Below are 20285 nucleotides of genomic sequence, written 5' to 3'. Positions count from 1 at the left end.
TGGGGCCCTCTTTGGCCACAAGATATAGTGGTATAAACAAGACAAGCAGGGAAGTCTATCTGGATCCCTGCTTGTTTCTGTCTATTATATAGTAGAAAGTCTTATAAGCGGCTGTTCAATTCTGCAGCTAAGTCTTCAAAACCTGGCTTGCCTAAGAGGGCAAACATATTCTTCTTGTAGGCTTCTACCCCTGGTTGGTCGAATGGGTTAACCCCATTGAGGTAACCAGAAATAGCCACCGCAATTTCGAAGAAGTAGACTAAGTAACCTAAGCTGTAGGCGTCCATCGCTGGAATGCTTACGACTAAGTTAGGCACTTGGCCATCGATGTGAGCCAAGAGTGTCCCTTGGAAGGCTTTGGTGTTAACGAAGTCAACTGTTTGACCTTGTAAGTAACCTAAACCATCGGTATCAACTTCTTGTTCTGGAATGACCACGTCATGGCGAGGCGTCTCAACCTTGACAACCGTCTCGAAGATGTTGCGACGGCCTTCTTGGATGTATTGACCCAAGGAGTGTAAGTCAGTAGAGAAGTTAGCACTTGATGGGTAAATGCCCTTGAAGTCTTTCCCTTCTGATTCACCGAAGAGTTGTTTCCACCATTCGTTGAAGAAGGCCATACCTGGTTCGTAGTTAACCAAGAGTTCGGTTACTTTACCTTTACGGTAGAGAATGTTACGAATCGCTGCATATTGGTAAGCTTGGTTGCTTGCTAAATCTGCTTGGCTGTATTCGGCCATAGCAGCTGCTGCCCCTTGCATCATAGCTTGGATGTCGCCACCTGCAACTGCGATTGGCAAGAGACCAACTGGTGTTAAGACAGTGAAGCGCCCGCCGATTGCATCTGGAATAACGAAAGTTTGGTAGCCTTCTTGGTCAGCTTCTGCCTTGAGGGCGCCACGCTTAGCGTCAGTGGTTGCGTAGATACGTTTGATGGCTTCTTCCTTACCATACTTAGCAATCAATTTTTCCTTGAGGACACGGAAACCAACGGCTGGTTCAGTAGTAGTCCCTGATTTAGAAATAACGTTGATTGAGAAGTCACGGTCGCCAATTAAGTCTAATAAGTCATGTAAATAAGTAGAAGAAATGCTGTTACCAGCAAAGACTACTTGTGGCATACCCTTGCGGCCGGCCTTCATATTATAGAAGCTATCGTTCAAGAACTCGATGGCTGCACGGGCACCTAGGTATGAACCCCCAATCCCGATCACAACTAAGACATCAGAATCTTGACGGATTTTCTCAGCAGCTGCTTGAACTTGGGCAAATTCTTCCTTGTCGTATGCTTCAGGCCAAGTCACCCAACCAGTATAGTCGCTACCTGCCCCTGTACCCTCACGCAATTGACGGTCAGCTACGGTCACGTAGTCTTGGAGTTGAGTTAGTTCGTGTTCGCCAAAGAATTTTTTGGCAGTAGAGTAATCAAATTTAATATGTGCCATTTTTTCCTACCTCTTGTCTAGCTAGTATTGGACTAGTTTATTTGATTTGTTGCTTGACTTCAAAGCGATCTTCTTCAATGGATTGAAGGGCGCTGTCAATCCACTCCGGTAACTTCTTAGCCACACTGGAAAAACCAATGTCAGGCAAATGGCGCTTGGCGCGCTTCTTGGTCCGGGCTGGATACGGCGGGGTGTTGAGCTTCATCAAGACCCGCATGGACAGGCTAATCTTCTTGGTATATTCATCAATGTCAATGACCATGACCTTGACCTTGTCGCCTACCTTAATCTGGTTGCTGAGTTCATTCATGTAGCCATGCTTGCACTCGGAAATATGAACCAGACCTTGTTCGGTTGGCGAGAGGCCAACGAAAACACCATAATTTTGGATACCTGTGATTTGGCCTTCAACGATATCGCCTATTTTAAATTCAGTCATAGGATGTCACCATCCTTGCTTATTCTAACACATCAATCGTCTCAATCACAACAGGTTCTACCGGTTTATCTTGGAGACCGGTAACAACTTTATTGATTGCAATGACGACATCCATGCCTTCTACCACATGACCGAAGACAGTGTGGCGTTGGTCCAACCAAGGTGTCCCACCCTCTGTCGCATAGGCTGCCACGATTTCTTCAGGGAAACCGAGTTCCTGCATTTGGCCCAACATGGTGCTTGGTACATTGCTGGCTGTCACGATGAAGAATTGGCTGCCGTTGGTATTAGGCCCTGCGTTAGCCATGGAAAGGGCCCCCTTCAAGTTGTAGAGCTCACGTGAGAATTCATCTTCGAAGCTCTCGCCGTAGATGCTCTCGCCGCCCATACCGGTACCGCTTGGGTCGCCTCCCTGAATCATGAAGTCTTCAATGACCCGATGGAAAATCACGCCGTCATAGTAGCCTTGCTTAGCAAGACCTACGAAGTTAGCCACGGTCTTAGGTGCTAGCTCTGGGAAAAGGGCTACCTTGATGTCGCCGTGGTTGGTTTTAATTAAAGCATGTAAGCTGGCTTGAGCCAGATCAAGTTGTGGATATGTCATGAATCATCCTCCTATTGTTAATGGTTGAATATCATCTATATGATACACTAAATCCCGTCAGATTCAAATCAAAAGCGACCTCTAGACGATTTTTCTTGAGAATTTACGGCTTCCTACTAGTTTCAAGTCGCATTTTTTGATATTATCTAATAGATACCTGTATAAGGAGAAGGAGGGATCCCCCCACTTATGAATACTATATTGCTGACATCTCTTGTCGCGATTCTCTTCACTCAAGCTATTAAATACCCTATTGCCCTCGTGACTAGCCGTCATAAGGTCAAAGTAAATATTGTCATGACGACTGGCGGCATGCCAAGTTCGCATTCGGCCGCAGTTAGCAGCCTGATTACCAGCCTAGTGCTGGAATACGGCTTTGAATCCCCTCTGGTGGCCATCGCCACTATTTTCGGGGTCATCGTCATGTTTGACTCCATGGGCGTACGTCGCCAGAGTGGCGAACAGGGCCTCCTGCTCAACCTCTTAGCTAAGCGTCGCCTGCAAGATCCGGAGATCCAAGCTGACTTCCGCCGTCTGCAAGAAAGCTACGACATCGATCATTATGAGGATATGATCATCGAAAAATACCTGGGCCATCGCCCCACCGAAGTGGTGGTCGGCGTCTTAGTCGGCGTTCTAGTCGCCTTCGTCAGCCGGGCCATCTATCTCAGTCTCTAAGAAATCTGGTGCAAGGACCCTGGACTTGCCCTTTTCTTTTGCCTTAAAAACTATGATTGAATAAGGAGTCCCTACTATGTCACAAATTTACGACATCACCATCATCGGTGGCGGGCCGGTTGGCCTCTATGCTGCCTTTTACGCTGGCATGCGCCAGGCCAAGACCAAAATCATCGAAAGCTTGGACCTGCTAGGTGGCCAGCCAGCCCATCTCTACCCTGAGAAGACCATCTACGATATCCCGGCCCACTACCAAATAAAGGGGGGCGACCTCACCCAGTCCCTGATTCAACAACTGGACCACTTCGACACCACCATCTGTACCGGCCAGGAAGCCCGTCAACTGATTCAACATGAAGATGAGGACGGCAAGCCCTACTATGAAATTCAGACCCCGCAAGCCAGTCATTTTAGCCGCGCGGTTATTATCGCCGTAGGCAACGGGGCCTTCCGTCCTCGTAAATTGGACTTGCCCGAGGCGCCAGACTTCGAAGGTAAATCGCTTCATTACTTTGTCCGCCAACCTGAGGCCTTCCAAGATCGGGTCGTAGCCATCTGTGGCGGGGGCGACTCCGCCCTGGACTGGGCGCTGGCTATCGAACCTTATGCCAAGCAAGTCCACCTAATTCACCGCAGACCCCAATTCCGGGCCCACGAACACAGTGTCAGCCTGTTGGAGTCTTCTAGCGTCAAGATTTGGACCCCTTATATTCCAGTTGCCCTCCATGGCCAAGACGGCCAGCTTGACCACCTAACCTTGCAAGTGCCACGCCAAGAAGAAAGCGTCGACTTAGCCGTCGATGACTTCATCGTCAGCTACGGCTTCGTCTCTTCCTTGGGCGAAATCGCCAAGTGGCCCCTTACCATCAAGCGTCAGACTATCGAGACCGGCAGCTGCCACCAAACTAATTTGCCAGGTGTCTATGCCATCGGGGATATTGCCCAATACCAAGGCAAGACTAAGCTGATTGCGACTGGTTTTGGTGAAGCCACTACAGCGGTTAGCCACGCCATGGCCAGCCTCTATCCAGAGCGCAACAATCTACATGTTCACAGTTCCTCCCTTTTCGAGGATAAATAAAGAGACGAGGCCTGGGCCTCGTCTTTTTATACTTATTCAGCTACTAATTCCACTTCGATGTTGCCTTTTACTGCTTTAGTGTAAGGGCAGATGTTTTCTGTCTCTTGAACATAGCGTAAGGTTTCTTCTGGGCTCAAGCCTTCAATAGATACAATTAATTTAGCTGCTAGGTGCAAGCTGTTAGTATCTGGCAGGTCGCCTAAGAGCACTACTTCAGCGCGCACTTGGCGTTGACGGTCGCCTAAGCCATCACGTTGTAATGGGAAGGACAAAGCCCCATTGAAGCAGGCAGACAAACCAGCTGCGAAGAGTTCTTCTGGGTTGGTGTAGCCTTCTTTTTTAGCCATGCTAGTCTTAAGGTTTAAGTCCCCTGTTACGGATTTAACTTCGCCATCACGGCCACCTGTGTTCACGACGGTTGATAATGAAATTTTTTTGCTCATACTTACTTCCTCCTCGATTAGGTTATCCTCATTATAGCATAAGCTTATGCAAAGCGTATTCAAAATGCTTGAGGAGCGAAGAATTTGGCAAAAAGCCAGGACCACAAGACATAGAAGGCCAGAATAAGTGCCGTCAGTCCCAAAAAATAAGACTGAGGTAGAATCCAAATGACGGGGTCCAGACGCGGATCGAAGAGCCAGAGCTCATTGGCGAAGAAGAGCCGATGGAAGGCCACAAAGGCCTGGTCAAAGAAGAGTAGCATCCCTAGTCCTAGTAGGGCTAGCCCCCACTGGCCTTGCTTAAGCGCCTGCCAATAGGACCAGGAGTTGAATTGCTCTTGGCGGGCCCAGCGCCAGATAAGGACATTGAGCAGGAGAGCTAACAAGACCAGGCCAATTATGAGCGTCCGAACCTCAGCAAAGTGCTGACGCCCTCCGGCTGAACTGGCAAAATGTGCTAGTTCTAGGCTAGGCCGCCAGACTTGCCATAGATAGGTCCAGATGCGCATAAAGTCATCATAGATTGCTGCCTTTGACAGGCCTGCAATACGTGGAATCCAGCCTAGTTGCAGATAGGCCCCATAGAGCAGGGGCGCTAAGATGACGGTGCCTAGAACAGCATTGGCCAGGCCACCCAAGAGACTGACTCCCGCCCGAATCCATGCCCTTATTTGTTCCATGACTAGAGCTCCCAAGTGGAGAGGTCTGGCCGGACGTAGGTTGGTTGCACTGGCACGGACTTGAGATCTTCTTCTTGAGTGAAGCCTGTTAAGACGAGTAGGGTATCCATACCGGCATTAATCCCCACCTTGATGTCGGTCTCGTAATTATCACCAATCATGAGGACTTGATCCTTGGTCAAGCCCAGGGTATGGAGACCACCTTCCAGAATAGGACTGAAAGGTTTGCCCATAACGACCGGTTCTACCTGACTGGCATACTGAATAAAGGAAGTCAAGGCTCCTGAGCTTGGCATCATGCCCCGTTCAGTTGGGATATTACTGTCGGTATTGGTCACCAAGAAGGCCGCACCATTACGGATAGCTAGGACCGCAATGGACAGGGCTTCATAGGTGGTCTGACGGTCCAGGGCTTGGACCACCACTTGAGCCGATTCATTTTCCACTAGCGTGAAGCCGGCTGCTGCCACCTGTTCCTTAAGGGGTGCTTCGCCCACTACATAAACCGTTTGCCCCTCATGGTGGGCATGCAGATAGTCAATAATGGCCATGGCGGAGGTATAGACATGCTTCTCGGTCACAGGCAATTCATACTGGGTGCTGAGGGCCTGAGCCACTTGAGCTGCCGAGCGCGTCGCATTATTGGTAATGAAGAGGAAGGGAATGTCTTGCGCCACTAACTTCTTAATGAAGGCTTCGGCTGTCGGAATACGATTCTTGCCGAAGTAGACCGTTCCATCTAAATCAATCAAATAACCTGCGTAGTCTTTCATAGGGACCTCCTAAGGGTTGGTTTTGTTCTTTTGCTTGATGACAAAGTTATTCTTACGTTGCTTGGCAGCAGCTGGCGCCTGTTTAGGGGCCGCCTGATCGCCAGCGGCTGGGCGACGGTTGCGCTTCTTGAAAGGCTTCTTGCCGCCCTTAGCCGGCGCATCCACCTTGTTGCCCTTGAAGCGATTTGGATCTTCCTTAACTTGAATCTTAGCTAGTTGCTTGGTCTCGCCTACCTTTTTCTCGATTGGGGCCGGCTTAGTCTTAGCCTTGTCTTTGAGTTTGGCGTATTTAGCCACTTCCCGCTCCTTGGCTAGGACGAAGTATCGACAGCCAAAGTTACAGTATTCATTGAGATAGTCTTCTAGGAAATCAATGGTCTGATCCTTAGGCACCTTGGCCTGGCCGATTTGATAGAAGCCTCGTAGGCGTAACTGTTCAAAGCCCCAGTCCCCGACAATGAAGTCGAACTTCTCGAAGTATTCTTGGTAGCGATTCTCGAAGGCTAGCAAGTCGAAGCCCTCACGGTAGTTGAGAACCAATTGATAAGGTTCCTCCTTAATCAGCAGGTGGTCTTCGTTAATTTGGCGAATTTGCTTGTCTTCTTGGACTTGGTCCTGACTAACGTCGGTCAGGATGGAGTCGATTTGATAGGATATATTATTATCGCGTTGGGTCATGCCTTTAGCTCCTTTACTTCTATGTCTCGTTCCTTCCTATTATAGCAAATTCTGGCCCTGCAAGCTATGGAATTCTCTGAGCCAAGTCACCCGACAAAAAAGCCCGCTCATTCAGCTTATGGCGAACTGAATGAGCGGACCGATCTTAAGGAAGTAGAAATTAGAATTATTTAGCTTGAGCTTGGGCTTCTACCTGGTAGACGGCCGCTTGGACTTGTTCAGGTGTCACGCCAGGCACCGCCAGTTTGAAGGTCTCCTTGTCGGAGGCGGCGAAGTCAGCCATCTTAGCTACGGCAGTCGCCATATCCTCTTGGACCCCTAGTTGTTGCCAGGAGTAGATGAAGCCATTGTCCTTGCAGTAGTCGATGAGTTTTTGGGTCTCACCCTCTTCACCCATGGCTGCCAACATTACCAGCAGCCCATAAGCCACCTTGACCCCATGTTCAATGGTATGGGTTTCGGCAAATTGTGATAGAGCGTTGTGGACAGCGTGAGCCCCCGACATACGGCCATATTCACAGGCAAAGCACCCTACGGCAGCAGCCACGTTGAAGACCGTGTCAACCACGCGCTTGAAGGTGTCGTTCACTACGCCCAAGGCATGAGTGGCTAAGGCAGCGTGGGTATCGCGAAGCAGAATATCCTTGGTTACCTTGGCAGCAGCCAAACCTAATTCTACATTGGCTTCTAGCGCCCCAGTCAAATGACGGGTGATACTTTCGGCTTCATACCACTTGGCTACCGTATCACAGATGCCCCCTTCGAAGTAGCGTCTAGGCGACTCAACTAGGAGATCTAAGTCCACCACGCAGGCATACGGGGTACGTTTGAAGTAGGCCACGTCATTGAAGACTCCATTAGGATGGTAGACAGCCGCAACAGGAGTGGTTGGCGCACAGGTCCCCACGATTGTCGGCACGGTCACCACTTCACAGTGGAGGCGGTCAGCCGTCCCCTTGGCAGTGTCACAAAGCTTGCCCCCACCGACAGCCACGATGACATCGGCATCAGCTGCTAATTGAGCCAAGCGGTCCATATCTTCATAGCTGGCTGTGTGGTCATAACGTAAGACTGGCACACCTTCTAGCGGTTGAGGTAAATGTTTAAGAAAGGCAGCGTAAGATTTCTCCCCGGTAATAATGTAGGGACGCTCGAAGTTCTTTAAAATGCCTACTAAAGAAGCCAAAGCTCCTTTTTCACTGATATATTGTCCGGGTGTACTACGTACGACTTGTACAAATTCCATAAGCGTCCTCCTTATCACTTAGATATAGCTAAGCGAATGATTAAAGTTTTATTAGAAAATACTCTAACACACTTATTTTTCTAATACAAGGATCTGGCGTCAGAAATTTGTATCACTTTCTGAAAACAATTGGAAATTTCATGAAAAAAGCGCCAAGCCATCGGCTTGACGCTAACTAGTACTAGCTTAACGCCCTAACTTAGGGAGCCACTCAAATACAAGGAAAATGAGAAGGACGGCCTGAAGCACTAACATAAGAGGGACCCCCAGGGCAAAAAGCCACTTGTGGGTCTTGTGGCGCCAAACCTGCATGGCCAGGAGGGCGCCCAGGGCACCTCCTATGGCAGCTAGGCCTAATAGGCGGGCTTCCGGCACCCGCCAGTGGCGCGCCACAGCTTGATGCTTATCCCAGATATAGACAGCAGCCGTCAGCAGATTAATCAGAACAAGATAGAGCCAAATATAGGTCATCATGGCCGCTGTTTCCATTCTGCTAAGAAGTCAGCCAGATTACGCTCATGCTGGTACTTGATGGCTGCCTGAATATCCTTCTCGATGATGGCCTTGCTTAAATCCAAGCCATTGATGGCCGCAATGGCCACCGCATAATGAATCAGGTCCGCCAGCTCAGTCACCAGTTCCTGGTCGGTATCCTGGCCCTTGCCTTGCTTGCGCCCCGCACGAATATTGAGTAGCTCGGCTATTTCACCCATTTCCTCTACTAGCTTAATGAAGAGGCCCTGTTCCTGACCCCAGTCACCATAATGCTCCGCTAGATAGGCCTCTAGAGCTGCCAAATTCAAATCTGTCATTCCCGTCTCCTCCTATGGGCGCAAGCACCTAACTTGCCCAGTCTCAGTCACCATGCTACCATAAAAATAAGAATCTGTTAAGGAGGACCCACATGCAAGCACTCCAAGCCCACGAAGACTTGGCCCAACTCAAGGCTCAGTCTCAGCTCCTCATTCTCCAATTCGGTAGACCCCAATGCGCGCCCTGCGCTAGCTTGGCCTTGAGACTGGATGAATGGGCTCAAAGCCATCCCCAGGCTACCCTACGCTATATCGACTTAAGCCAGTGGCCCCAAGTAGCCGCCCAGGAACAAATCCTGTCCGCGCCCACCTTACAAGTATACATTGATGGGCGCCGCTACCTGCAAGAAGCTGGCTATTTTAGCCTGGACCTCTTGCTAGACAAGCTGGATTACTACTGGGAACTACGTCAAGATAGACCATAAGATAAGAAAAAGGCCATGACATGGCCTTTTTTTATGCAATGAGAAATTTGCTAGCTAGCTTATGAACCTGCTGGATGTCTTTGCCGTCCAAGGTCCAAGTTGCTAACTCCGCTTGAATGAGATCAGGAAATTTCCGGCTAATGTCCCTCAGGGCATTGCCGACCGACTTGCGGACATAGTCACTGGGATCCCGCTTCAAGCCAGCGATACGCCCAATGGCTTCCTGGGGATGGTCCTTAAAGTAAGGCCGGCTAGTCCAAATTCTCAGCCCCTCCGTTACAGCCCGTCTGGTATTAGCTTGGCTATGGCCTAGCCATTCATCAACGACCGGCAAGGCTGCTGGGTAACCTGTGGTCTTGCAGTAATGGTCCAAGGCCTTGGCTAATACTTCCTGGACCCGCCAGTTAGGGTCCAGACAGACCTGCTCTCTCAAATAATTCAGTATGTCCTCTTGCTGGGACAGGTAGCCCATGAGGAAGACGGCATACATGCGCACTTGATAGGTTTCTGATTGATAGGCCTGCATGGCCAATCGCTTGATATAGTCCGAATCCTGACTGGCGTAATCCGCTTGAGCCCTTTTCTCCTCTTCCTTGAAGCCTTTTTCAATCAGTGAGAACTCCGCCTCCAGGCGCTTGATATAGTCTTGCATCGGCAGTCACCTTCTCTCTTTTACTAAAGACCGCATCCTATCAAGGCGGTCAAAATAAACTTAGCTTTGAACTGGGTGCAGGGCAATGAAATTACAGAGGGCCGTCACCTGCTCTGGTCGCGTAGACCAAGCCGTTGTCAGACGGGCCACGACATAATCCTCAGCCAGTTCCCAGGTCGCATATTGGACCTTGTCCGACCATATCGGCACCAAGACCTTAGGTAGACGGACAAAGACCTGGTTGGTTACCGAACGATCGACTAGCTCGTAGCCATTGGCCACTAGGCAATCCTGAATAGTCTGGGCTGCTGCCACCGCCTCGCGGCCGATGACCTGATAGAAGCCATCCTCGAACAGCGCCTCGAATTGGACCCCTAGGACGCGTCCTTTAGCTAGGACGGCACCCCCCTGCTTCATGACAGTAAAGAAGTGTGGCAGTAGACTTGGGTTGGAAATCACCACGGCCTCCCCTAGCAGGGTTCCACACTTGGTTCCGCCAATATAGAAGACATCCGTCAAACGCGCCAAATCCGCTAGACTGACATCGTTACTTGGGCTGGCCAAGGCATAGGCCAGTCGCGCCCCATCAATAAAGAGGGGAAGCTGGTGCCGACGGCAGACAGTTGACAAGGCTTCAAGCTCGGCTAGACTGTAGAGCGTCCCCAACTCGGTTGGTTGCGACACATAGACCATGCCAGGATAGACTGAATGGACATGGTTAGCATCCGCATAGAAAGTCGTCACCCAATCCTCAACCGCTTGGGCGGTCAACTTACCTTCATGGCTAGGCAGAGGCAAAACCTTGTGACCCCCTAGTTCAATCGCGCCCGCTTCATGGACATTAATATGGCCCGTATCCGGCGCCAAGACCCCTTGGTAGGGCCGTAAGAGGGCCCGAATAACAGTGGAGTTGGTTTGAGTTCCCCCTATAAAGAAATGAACCGTGGCATGGGGGCAGTCGCAGGCTTGACGAATCAAGTCATAGGCCCGTTCACTGTGGCTATCACTACCATAACCCGCAGCCGGCTGGCGGTTGACTTCTATCAATCGCTCCAAAACCCGCTCATGTGCTCCCTCTAAATAATCAGATCCAAAATACAAATAGTCTTCAGTCATACTAATCAATCCCCTAATTTAATCAATATAGTCCTGCTGGATTTATTATATACTCTCTTGACTCTGGGGCGCAAACCGCACTACTAAGTTTAAATAGTTTGTGCTTAAATGTTCGTAATTCTGACCTAATACAAGAAAAGTAAAGCCCTACTCCGGCCTGTCAACATCTTCTGACCACATCTGTTATATAAGATTCTTTCTAGATGAGGATATAGTTGGGAAATATTGATGCCCCTAAGAAAACAAAAAACTACGACAGAAGCTAGGCTCTATCATAGTCTGTTTTGTCTTGCCACCAAGCCAACTGCCACTGGCGTTCTTTTTGAACGGCTGCCAGGTCATCTGGATAGGCTAGGTTAATAAGCTTGATTGCATAGTCACTGGCGACCAGGGCGTGTTCCTTCATATGGGCGGTCGCCACCGCATGGCCAATGACCCGCAAAAGGGTTTGTTCTAGAGGATTCTCGGCTTGCTTGGCCAGGGCGTGTATCTTGAAGCCCGCCTGTCTGACATCATGCATACGGGCCTGGCCGACCAAACAAGCTTGGCTGACAGCCCAACCTGCCTCAACATCAGGCTCCTGCCCTACCTTGAAGCCCGTCAATTCAATCAAATGCTCTACCAAATCCCGGCCGAAGCGGGCACAAGTCTCCTGACTAGCGGCTTGGTAATAGGAATCTAGCTGCTTTCTCAAATCATCGCTGTCTAGCAACTTAATTTTCCGCCTGGTCATAGCCTCACCCCCTTATAAACTTCTTAGCCCTAGTATACACCAAGCCCTAACTGAGTCAAACAAAGCCATTTGCCACTCATTCCCATAAAAAAGAGACCGGACTTCAAGAATCCGACCTCATTTATTGGCTTAAGGTAAAATAGCAATGGCGCGCACAGGCGAACCAGTCGCTTGCTCCCAATGTGGGAAGTGGACACTAATCAAGGCACCAGTGGCTGGCACTTGGTCCAAATTATTCAAGACTTCTACCTGGTAGATATCTTGCTCCAAGAGATAATATTCATTAACTAAGCCATGCTCCGCTGCCGGAATACCAGCATCGGTGTCAAAGGTCTCATGGCCCACAGCCTTGACTTGGCGTTCCTTAATCAGAAATTCCAAGGCCTCGCGACTCCAACCTGGACTCTGCTGAACACCGGCTGCATCTAGGTTGCGCATGGCCTCTTGGCTTGGCCAGCGCTTAGACCAGTCGCTCCGGAAGGCCACGAAACTTTCTGGGCGAATTTGACCATGTTCTGCTTCGAAATCCAGGATGTCTTGCTTGGTCAAAATGTAGTTAGGGTTCTCCGCCACTTGAGCCGACTTGTCAATAACATAAAGAGGCAAGAGCAGATCCTTGAGCTCAATCTGATCCAGCCAGCGGCCACCCGCCACGAAGTGGATTGGAGCGTCAATGTGGGTGCCGTATTGGCCCACCACCGAGATTTTCTGAACGTGGAAACCATCCTTAAGGGTGAAGAGGTCTTCCTTCTCTAGGGCTGGTAGCGCAGGGAAGTGGGGGCTAGATTCGTTAATGACATGGCTAAGGTCAACCCATTTTTTGGACTTGAGTGTTTCATAAAGTGAAAGTAAATCTGACATCTTGTCTCCTCCTAACTAAGAGCTAATGATTACTGTAAAGGCAGTATAACAAAGTTAAGTGAGGCAAAACAAGATAGAAGGACCTATTCCCTTAGACTATTTTTCTAGAACCTGATATAGCAAATAACTATAAAATTAAAAACAAGAGGCTAGCTCCCTAGAGCTAGCCTCTTGTCATCTTAGCTTATTTATCCTTACTCAACTGGCTTAAAATCCCCTTGAGATTAGCTACTTGCTGGCTGATGGCCGTCTCTAGGTCTTGGTCCCGTTCTAAGGGGAAATAGAGGGCTCCGACCAAGACAGAATCATCTTGTTTACCCGTATCCTCTAGGCGGTAGAAGACTAGGCAAGCCGTGTCGTGTTCGGGCTCGACTTCATAGCGAGCCTGAAATTGCTTACCCTCGATTTCAATCGATCCTTGGAAGATGGAATCTGGCCGGTCTGACTTGAGACGCTCCTCCAGTTCCTTATCGGTGAGCAACTTACCACCCTTGAGGGGGGAAGTCGTATAAGCCTCTAAGGTATAGAGATTGACATAACCCTTCATGCCAGGCGTCATGATGCGATAACCTATATCCCGACGGTCGTCCTTGGTCAAGGATGGATGCATCTTCCAATCCTCGGGAATCTTGTAGGGACGTTCAGTTGGCTTAGGTGGCTCCTTGCCATCCACGGCCTCATACATCCAGTTCTTGGATGATTCGAAAATCTTATCTTGGCCCTTGTCAAAGGCAGTTGCTTCCACCTTCAAGAGGGTCTTGAAGAAGGCTTCTTCCTGCTCCTTGTTTTCTAACTCCTTACTAGACTCTGAAACAGCAGAACTGGACTCTTGGCTATCGTCCGATTCATTGGCCCAGGCTGCTTGAGGGGCCAATAAGAAGCTAGTAGCGGTTGCTAGACTGGCTAAGACTAGATGTAATTTTTTCATGCTTTACCTCCTTGGGTGACCGATGATAAGGGGAGTCACCTTGGTTACTGGAGTACCTAGCCCTAGTCTAACCTATTTGAGCTCGTCAGGCAAGGAAAGGCCTATTTGGCTAAGCCCGCCGCCACCAAGGCCAAAAGCCAGAGATGGAGCGGATAGAAGACATAGAAGAAGTAGCGGTTGAAGGCTGACTGCTTACCTCTTTGGCCATTGTAGAGGGCTAAGAGAGGCAAGACACTAATGAAGAGCCAATCAGAGTTATAGAGCATCATGGTGAGGGTCTCCTGCCAACTGTCATAGGTGGCGTAAGAAAGGGCAAATAGGATTAGAGCAAGACCTAAATAAAGCACGGTCCCAAGGCCCTTGCGCTGACGGCAGCAGTAGGTAATCAAGATAAAGGGTAGTACCACCATGCCCCCTTCTGTCAGCAAGAGGCCGGCTAAGAAGAGGAAGCCTGCGCCAGCCCAACGGAGACGTTTGGCCTCTGGTGTCAGACTATACCGCGGGAAGGCCAATGCCAGAATGCTTACCCCCAGAGCTAGGGTGAGGAAGATGTTATTGCTGATATGGACACCGCGCTCGGCCAAGAGGCCATTAAGCAGCCAGTTGCCAGCTACCATGATGGCTGCGGCACCCCAGAGACGGACTTGATAGCGCTGCAGATTACGGGTATGGATGAAGCCTTCTACCGCCAGATAGGCAAAGCCCGCGGCCACACAGCGCGTCATGGCATGAAAGATGCCCTCCCAGAGTGGTGGCACCAGACCGGGCACATGGGGCAGATGATCTAAAACCATGAGGGCTGCCAACAAGTATTTGATTTGAGTTGCATTTAATTTCTTCATAGGAATACTCCTTTAAGTTTTCTTAGCTTAAGTTTAGACCCAAAAAGCCCGGCCAACCATAAGCTGAGCTTACAGTTAGCCGGGTTATCTTACATTATTGAAAGTTTAGGCTTGCTGCTCTATACCTCGCAGGAGACGTTGGATGACCCAGGACTTAAGCAAGAGGGTCAAGATAAAGTTTGGTAGCAAGGATAGGAGAAAAGCCAAAATCCCCAGACGAGCTACAAAGGACGAGACTAGGACGGGTTGCCAGTAGAGCCCCCATACCAGCGGCACCAGGCCAAAGAGATAGCCTAATAACAAGAGACTATTGACCAGATAAGGCCGCTGGCGCCCCGGTAGGGCTCCATTAAAACGCAGGGTTTGGTCACGAAAGTCGCTTAAAATGGCACGCTGACTAGCCAGGTCTGGCACTGGCACTGACTTGACTTGGGCTCTGAGATGGCTTGCCACGCCTTCATATACTAGCGCTAACAAGAGCCCCAAGAGCAAAGGCAAGGCCACTGCCCCCAGGCTACCTAGATATCTATCCGGGTAGTGTGGCTGACGCCCCGCATCATAACCTAGCCAGCGAATAAGGCGCCCGGCTAGCAGGGGCAAGATGACCAAGCCTAGAGACCACAGGGTCCAGGCCACACGCCGGCTTAGGTCAGTAGGACTTTCCTCTTTCCAAGTCAGCTGACCACTAGAGAGGTCATACTCTGCTAGCAAGCGACGGTCTGCTTCTTTCTGGACTTGGCTCAGATAGGCACCGTAGAAGACTAATTTTTTATAAGGTATCCACATTAATCTGGTTCCTTCCCTTTCTACCTTTGTTGCAATACTAGAGCTAAATTATTAGTCTGTTTTTCCTTTGTCATAGCGCGCCCCGTATTCTTGACGGGCTTGGCGCGTCCAAGTTTGGATGAAGTCGGTCTTGGCATCAGTGTAGGCATCTCGATTGTGCTCATACTGAGACCAGAGAGCTAACTTGAGGGTCTCATAATCCTCAGCTACTTGGGCATGTTCCCTGAGATAGTCCCTAAAGTAGAGCTCGTCGTGATCTCCTTGGTAGCGCAAGTGAATGTGATAGACCTTATCCGCGAAGCCTTGTGGCGTATAACCCGCATTCAAGGATACCCGCCCCTCTGACTCTGACATTTTAAGGAAGCCAGACTGAATTAGGCAATCACTGGCTAGGCGCAAATCAGCCTGGGGTGCTAACTCGACCAAGACATCAACGATATCCTTGGCCCAGATGCCTGGGATGGCCGTACTACCAATGTGGCTGATACGAACCAGAGGCAAATCTCCTAGGACTTGTTCCAGTCGCGCTTCCATTTCTTGATAATCAGCCTCCCACTGAGCCTTAGGTTCCACTAGGAAGATTGGAAATAGACGCCAGAGTTCTTCTAAAGATAATTGACTCAGGTCCTTGGCCATATGGGTTGCTCCTTTCAGACAAAGTAAATCTAGTTTTTTGGCTTTAAACCTAAAGCCGAGTAGCCCGAAGGTCGCATACGGTTCTCGGCTGCTAGCTTGTCAACCAGTCTTAAATTCCGTTCAGACTGGGTAGACTTGCCCTTGCGAGGTGTAAACTTCTGCAGATAGGACAGATCATCATAGGACCGTCGCATGCTTTCACTCCACCCGAAGCAAAGCCCTTCTTCCAATACCTCATGGAAGGTCACCGATGGCGACTTGGACTTAGCTTTAAAAATCCGAATCCAAATACCTGGCGAAGTCTGTTCATTGGCTAGTAACCAATCATGTAGTGCTTGTCTCTTTTCAAAAGATATAATCGGAAGTTGATCATAGACTTGGTCTAATTGTCGCATTATTTTTCCCTTTCATTCTTGGTGGTAATCATTCTGCTAAACTAAGGATAAGATGGCCTCACATACAAGCTTATCTAATTGATTGCCCTCATCCGGTCTGAGTTCTCTGTTTATCCCATCGAGTCCCGCCTTGGAACTTATGGTAATGGCGATAAACTAGCTATTGAGTCCCCTCCACCCATTGATCATTATCCATAATAAAGGGCTTGGCCAGTCCAGGACCAGTATAGTCGGAGTACTTGGTCCCCAGATATTGATAGACCTCTTCCTTGCTGGCAAATTTGATGGCCTGATAAGGCTCCTCGAAGGTCAGCTTCTCTAGGAAGAGATAGCCTCCTTTGGCTGGAACTAAGACGCCGACATGGCCGATGAAGAGGCTGTCGCCATCCAAATTATCATGTAAGACTACTGACAGCATTCTAACCTTATCATTGAACTTGAACTGGGACAGGTATTGCGCCATACACTTGGCGTGGACCTTGACGTCCTGGGTAGCCTCGGTCTTAACCCGAGAGAAGAGGATATTGAAGGCCGCCTTATCCTTGGCATCCATGACATGCCCCTTGTCGATGGCATCATTATCCATGAAGAGCAGCTCATCATCCTGGCTGACAGGCGGAATCTCAATGGTGTTTTTGAGCAAGGTATAGCTGTTAATGCGGCAATTTGTCCCGATAAAATCCCCCTTCTGCTCATGCCAGAGCGGGTTAATCTTGGCCACATCGTAGTCCGTCTTGGTGAATTCGGTGAAGTCCCCCTTGAGCCCGCTAGGTCCCACAATGTCATTGTAGTCCTTAACAAGTTTGAGGAATTCCTCAACGCTATCCTTATCCAAATGAGCAGACAAGAGGGTCCTCACTTCTTCCAGGCTACTTGGACTATTGAGGTTGGAAGAACTAGGATGAGAGGGGCTTGCTTCTTGGCCACTCTGCTTAGGACTACAGGCTACTAGGGTCAAAATGAGGCAGAGATATAAAATGATGGTTTTGGTATATTTGAACATGAGATCTCTCCTCTAGCTGATATTTTGGTCAAAATAAGTTGTGGTGCCATCTATTGGGCTTGTTCCATAGAAGGGCTGTCGCCCTATTCAAGTTTCCAATTATCCTTCAAACCTGATAACCTGATTGATTACATCTACGGTCGCTTTCAGGCCAAAGGGAATGATGCAGCGGGGTTGAGCATGTCCAATGTTAAGATTAAAGACCACAGGCAAGCTTGGATTGGCGATGACGTCTACCAATAGCTGCTTGTATTCTTCCGAATATACATCATCCATGGGCTTTCCTACTAGCAGGCCGGAAATCGAATCGAAGATACCTGTCTCCTTTAGCAAAGTGAGTGCTTGATAGAATTTCTCAGGTGGCATTTTTTCTTCACTGGATTCCAGTAAGAGGATTTTCCCAACCCAGTCTTCTTTTTGAGGGAGCAAGGCATATCGACTACAGAGTAGGGGCATATCCGCATAGCGCTCCCCATTAAAGATGTCATAGAGTGAGTCAATGCAACCTCCAAGAATCTCGCCCGAGAAGATTGGGTCCCCCTGAAGCAGGTCAAAACCATAGTCCGAGTGAGATTTCAAAGGCTTGCCAATTTGGTCGACGCCGAAGTCAGACCGGCTCTCATACCACAGCTCACTCGGTCTTATTTCTTTTATTGTACCCGTCCTTATTAATTCCTCAAAGTATTGTCGTGTGTAAGGCAGCATGTCCTGATTGAGCTCACAGATATCCGAAAGGAAGGATTGTCCATAGAAAGTATTGAGCCCGACTTTATGCAACATCAAGTGATTGAGGGTCGTGTCGGAGAAACCGAGGAAGACCTTTTGGGACACAGCACCAGCCAACTCTCCGTTTTCAAATAAATAGGGTAAGAGTCGATAAGTATCATCGCCACCAATGGCACAGAGGATCATGTCAATCTCTGGATCTCTAAAAGCCTGTAACAAATCAGTAGCCCGTGCTTCCGGGTGCTGCTTCAAATAGTCAATTCCCTTGAGCGCATTGGGCATAAAACTCACCTCTAGACCAAGGTCTGACAGTCTTTTAAGGCCAATTTCTAGCTCATGCTTGATGAAATCTTCGCCCAATACCCCAGCTGATAGGCTGACGATTGCTAGCTTTTTAATCATCATATTCACCTCACAAAATTAATCAAATGACGAGCTTGACTTCTGCAAATCAATGCTTATAAAATATACCTTTTAACGACAAATTAAAAGGTAAAATGAACTATTTATGCTTGTTGAGATGGTCGCGACAAAAAGTAGAGATAGGCCCCAAAGGCGAACTTGATGGCAGCATCTACATAGGCAATGACCGCCATGGAAATATTAGGGAAGAGATAGCCAACCGCAATATTGACCGCACACACCAGGGCTAGATAAATCATGGACTTACCATGGACGAAATAGAAGGGGAGGAAATGCAGTGCGGTCGCCATTAAGGCTCCCAGCCAGATAAGGCGCCAATTCTCCGTCGCGAAGAAGGGCCCGCCTAAGATGGCCATTAAGACAAAGAGTAAAATGACCGCATAGAGGGCTACTTTCTTCTGGAAGGGGCTAGAGCTACCCGTTGATAATTTATTAAGCAAGGACTTATTCTGGTTAATAGCGAAAAAGCTGACAATGTAACCTATACTGAAAACCTGCATATTGATAATCTGCTTGCCACCAATTAAGGTTGCCACCGCAATCACCGATGCGACGGCCATTAACCATAAGCCGCAGGCTTTCTTGAAGTTAAATGCTAGTTTTTCATTCTTGTCATAAGCTAAAAATCCCATAAATAAGTGCCTCCAAAATCTTCATAACTGCCATCTAGCCTCTATCCAGTAGGCTAGATGGCTCTTACTTTATTATAGCACTTTAATAGAAGAAAAGGAGTCAACAAGTTCCTTTTAGCTCAATATTTATACTGGAACTGGGAACTGCTCAAAGCGCAACCATTCCTGAGCAATTCTTAAGAGGCTGTCACCTAAGCCGTGTTCTTGAATTACTTTTAAAAACAACCCTGTTGAGACAGATTGAATGAATGCCCATTCCCAGATGCTCTGCTTCTCAACTCCAGTTTCATTATGAAGTAAGAGAACTCTCTCAATAGCTTTTTCCAAAGGAGCATCAACTAACTCCTCCACCCATTCTCGCACGAGGATTCCAAGGTCGTAGGCAGGTTCTCCTAGGATTCCATCCGGATCTATCAATTTATAAGATAGCTCATTGGAATCTAGTGCTTTCAGTATATTGTCAGCGTGAGGATCCCCATGGACTAGCACAGATTGATATGAAGACAGGCACTTTCTTCTTGATTCTAAAAACAAGAGCGCCCGTTCAATGATTTCTTTACTGCACGGTTGCTCTAATTTTTCCCAAGTGGACAGGATAAAGTCTTGAAACCACCCAATTAATTGTCCCATCAGTCTTAGCTCCTGTTTTTCATCGAGGGGAATCCAGGTTTTCTTAAGTAGCCCGCAAATTATCTTCATTTGGTCTCTAATAGAATAGTCAGACTCACTCAATGGCTCGCCCAGACACTCTAGTAAGACTGCTTTCCTCTTGACATCATGCTTTAGCAACTTGACATATCCCGCTCCATTTACAACTCTAAGGGCCTCTACTTGTTGCTCAAACTCGGAATTCCCCTCCAATTGAGGCATAAATAATTTGAGAATCCCCTTTTCTTGATTTCTCAAGGTACATTTTGCTACAAAGGCCTCTGTGCCTCCTTCGAGGATTTGCTCCAAAGAAAGGCTCCACTCTTTTGCTATGCAATCTATAACTGTATTTAAGTCCTTTTTCCATTGTAGCCCCTCATCACCTAATGCATCCAACTTGTTTTGAACATTGCACGGAATGTGGTCTTCCCAGTTTTTCATCTGTTGCTATTCCCCTTTAATTTTTCTAGCTTATCTTTAAACTCATTTGTCTACTCATCTCTATTTTAAATAGTCTCTTCATTTTTTTCCACTGCTTTTAAGTAGCTTTTAGGTTCATGTTGTACATTAGAGTTAGCACTAAGGAAAGGAGAAAGCTCC

26 protein-coding genes are annotated in these 20285 nt (G+C 48.5%); 3 read left to right on the top strand and 23 right to left on the bottom strand.

Going from position 1 to position 20285, the window contains the following annotated elements:
* Window positions 1-101 precede the first annotated feature (101 nt).
* From V7R82_RS01525 to V7R82_RS01515, 3 genes are read right to left on the bottom strand one after another with little or no spacing between them, the layout of a single operon-like run.
* Window positions 102-1445 (bottom strand): glucose-6-phosphate isomerase, encoded by a 1344-nt coding sequence (locus tag V7R82_RS01525; protein ID WP_303823044.1) that lies wholly within the window; start codon window positions 1443-1445, stop codon window positions 102-104.
* A 37-nt stretch (window positions 1446-1482) separates the two neighbouring features.
* Window positions 1483-1884 carry a CvfD/Ygs/GSP13 family RNA-binding post-transcriptional regulator gene (locus V7R82_RS01520; RefSeq protein ID WP_023392268.1) on the bottom strand — a complete coding sequence of 134 codons (402 nt, stop codon included), beginning with the start codon at window positions 1882-1884 and terminating at the stop codon, window positions 1483-1485.
* Between the two features lie 19 nt (window positions 1885-1903).
* A complete protein-coding gene (locus V7R82_RS01515; RefSeq protein ID WP_023392269.1) occupies window positions 1904-2488 on the bottom strand; it encodes a peptidylprolyl isomerase in 585 nt (194 codons plus the stop codon).
* 189 nt (window positions 2489-2677) lie between these two features.
* Between V7R82_RS01515 and V7R82_RS01510 the strand changes: the two genes are divergently transcribed.
* Together V7R82_RS01510 and V7R82_RS01505 are read left to right on the top strand one after the other, a co-directional pair.
* Window positions 2678-3166, top strand: coding sequence for a divergent PAP2 family protein (locus V7R82_RS01510; RefSeq protein WP_338543007.1), 489 nt, complete (start codon window positions 2678-2680; stop codon window positions 3164-3166).
* 76 nt (window positions 3167-3242) lie between these two features.
* The gene (locus V7R82_RS01505; RefSeq protein WP_338543005.1) at window positions 3243-4247 is read left to right on the top strand and encodes an NAD(P)/FAD-dependent oxidoreductase; all 1005 of its coding nucleotides are present in this window, start codon (window positions 3243-3245) and stop codon (window positions 4245-4247) included.
* Between the two features lie 32 nt (window positions 4248-4279).
* Here the strand turns inward: V7R82_RS01505 and V7R82_RS01500 are convergent, their stop codons facing one another.
* From V7R82_RS01500 to V7R82_RS01470, 7 genes are all read right to left on the bottom strand, one after another.
* The gene (locus V7R82_RS01500) at window positions 4280-4690 is read right to left on the bottom strand and encodes an Ohr family peroxiredoxin (RefSeq protein WP_070755835.1); all 411 of its coding nucleotides are present in this window, start codon (window positions 4688-4690) and stop codon (window positions 4280-4282) included.
* 59 nt (window positions 4691-4749) lie between these two features.
* Window positions 4750-5370 carry a TIGR01906 family membrane protein gene (locus V7R82_RS01495; protein WP_338543002.1) on the bottom strand — a complete coding sequence of 207 codons (621 nt, stop codon included), beginning with the start codon at window positions 5368-5370 and terminating at the stop codon, window positions 4750-4752.
* 2 nt (window positions 5371-5372) lie between these two features.
* The gene (locus tag V7R82_RS01490; protein ID WP_338543001.1) at window positions 5373-6143 is read right to left on the bottom strand and encodes a TIGR01457 family HAD-type hydrolase; all 771 of its coding nucleotides are present in this window, start codon (window positions 6141-6143) and stop codon (window positions 5373-5375) included.
* 9 nt (window positions 6144-6152) lie between these two features.
* Window positions 6153-6821, bottom strand: coding sequence for a YutD family protein (locus V7R82_RS01485; RefSeq protein WP_070755832.1), 669 nt, complete (start codon window positions 6819-6821; stop codon window positions 6153-6155).
* Window positions 6822-6987: 166 nt separating this feature from the next.
* On the bottom strand, window positions 6988-8067 hold the full coding sequence (locus V7R82_RS01480; protein ID WP_338542999.1) for an iron-containing alcohol dehydrogenase family protein: 1080 nt from the start codon (window positions 8065-8067) through the stop codon (window positions 6988-6990).
* A gap of 186 nt (window positions 8068-8253) precedes the next feature.
* Window positions 8254-8541, bottom strand: coding sequence for a DUF1294 domain-containing protein (locus tag V7R82_RS01475; RefSeq protein WP_291429157.1), 288 nt, complete (start codon window positions 8539-8541; stop codon window positions 8254-8256).
* Window positions 8538-8879, bottom strand: a complete 342-nt coding sequence (locus V7R82_RS01470; protein WP_023392278.1) for a MazG nucleotide pyrophosphohydrolase domain-containing protein — start codon at window positions 8877-8879, stop codon at window positions 8538-8540. The genes V7R82_RS01475 and V7R82_RS01470 overlap by 4 nt, the downstream gene beginning before the upstream one ends.
* Before the next feature lie 92 nt (window positions 8880-8971).
* Between V7R82_RS01470 and V7R82_RS01465 the strand changes: the two genes are divergently transcribed.
* Window positions 8972-9304: a thioredoxin family protein gene (locus tag V7R82_RS01465; protein ID WP_314211895.1), complete on the top strand. Its 333-nt coding sequence runs from the start codon at window positions 8972-8974 to the stop codon at window positions 9302-9304.
* 31 nt (window positions 9305-9335) lie between these two features.
* Here V7R82_RS01465 and V7R82_RS01460 read toward each other — a convergent pair whose 3' ends face one another.
* From V7R82_RS01460 to V7R82_RS01400, 13 genes are all read right to left on the bottom strand, one after another.
* On the bottom strand, window positions 9336-9956 hold the full coding sequence (locus V7R82_RS01460) for a DNA alkylation repair protein (RefSeq protein WP_291429160.1): 621 nt from the start codon (window positions 9954-9956) through the stop codon (window positions 9336-9338).
* A gap of 60 nt (window positions 9957-10016) precedes the next feature.
* Window positions 10017-11072 (bottom strand): threonine aldolase family protein, encoded by a 1056-nt coding sequence (locus V7R82_RS01455; protein WP_338542998.1) that lies wholly within the window; start codon window positions 11070-11072, stop codon window positions 10017-10019.
* A gap of 262 nt (window positions 11073-11334) precedes the next feature.
* Window positions 11335-11805, bottom strand: coding sequence for a putative immunity protein (locus V7R82_RS01450; protein WP_291429164.1), 471 nt, complete (start codon window positions 11803-11805; stop codon window positions 11335-11337).
* A 129-nt stretch (window positions 11806-11934) separates the two neighbouring features.
* Window positions 11935-12666, bottom strand: coding sequence for a cyclase family protein (locus tag V7R82_RS01445; RefSeq protein WP_291429166.1), 732 nt, complete (start codon window positions 12664-12666; stop codon window positions 11935-11937).
* Between the two features lie 184 nt (window positions 12667-12850).
* On the bottom strand, window positions 12851-13594 hold the full coding sequence (locus V7R82_RS01440) for a hypothetical protein (protein ID WP_338542997.1): 744 nt from the start codon (window positions 13592-13594) through the stop codon (window positions 12851-12853).
* Window positions 13595-13695: 101 nt separating this feature from the next.
* On the bottom strand, window positions 13696-14436 hold the full coding sequence (locus V7R82_RS01435) for a TraX family protein (RefSeq protein WP_338542996.1): 741 nt from the start codon (window positions 14434-14436) through the stop codon (window positions 13696-13698).
* Window positions 14437-14541: 105 nt separating this feature from the next.
* On the bottom strand, window positions 14542-15222 hold the full coding sequence (locus tag V7R82_RS01430; protein WP_338542994.1) for a hypothetical protein: 681 nt from the start codon (window positions 15220-15222) through the stop codon (window positions 14542-14544).
* Window positions 15223-15273: 51 nt separating this feature from the next.
* Window positions 15274-15858 carry a GrpB family protein gene (locus V7R82_RS01425; RefSeq protein ID WP_338542993.1) on the bottom strand — a complete coding sequence of 195 codons (585 nt, stop codon included), beginning with the start codon at window positions 15856-15858 and terminating at the stop codon, window positions 15274-15276.
* Window positions 15859-15887: 29 nt separating this feature from the next.
* Window positions 15888-16253 (bottom strand): hypothetical protein, encoded by a 366-nt coding sequence (locus V7R82_RS01420; protein WP_338542991.1) that lies wholly within the window; start codon window positions 16251-16253, stop codon window positions 15888-15890.
* A gap of 160 nt (window positions 16254-16413) precedes the next feature.
* Window positions 16414-17256 (bottom strand): DUF4300 family protein, encoded by an 843-nt coding sequence (locus V7R82_RS01415; RefSeq protein ID WP_338542989.1) that lies wholly within the window; start codon window positions 17254-17256, stop codon window positions 16414-16416.
* 99 nt (window positions 17257-17355) lie between these two features.
* Window positions 17356-18384: a S66 peptidase family protein gene (locus tag V7R82_RS01410; RefSeq protein ID WP_338543726.1), complete on the bottom strand. Its 1029-nt coding sequence runs from the start codon at window positions 18382-18384 to the stop codon at window positions 17356-17358.
* A 104-nt stretch (window positions 18385-18488) separates the two neighbouring features.
* Window positions 18489-19037 (bottom strand): DUF6609 family protein, encoded by a 549-nt coding sequence (locus V7R82_RS01405; protein WP_338542987.1) that lies wholly within the window; start codon window positions 19035-19037, stop codon window positions 18489-18491.
* 126 nt (window positions 19038-19163) lie between these two features.
* Window positions 19164-20126: an aminoglycoside phosphotransferase family protein gene (locus tag V7R82_RS01400; protein ID WP_338542985.1), complete on the bottom strand. Its 963-nt coding sequence runs from the start codon at window positions 20124-20126 to the stop codon at window positions 19164-19166.
* Between the last annotated feature and the right edge of the window lie 159 nt (window positions 20127-20285).

This window comes from Abiotrophia defectiva ATCC 49176 (genome assembly GCF_037041345.1).
In the GTDB taxonomy this organism is placed as follows: Bacteria; Bacillota; Bacilli; order Lactobacillales; family Aerococcaceae; genus Abiotrophia.
Note: the sequence above shows the minus strand (reverse complement) of the source record. Positions and strands in the feature narration are given on the sequence as shown.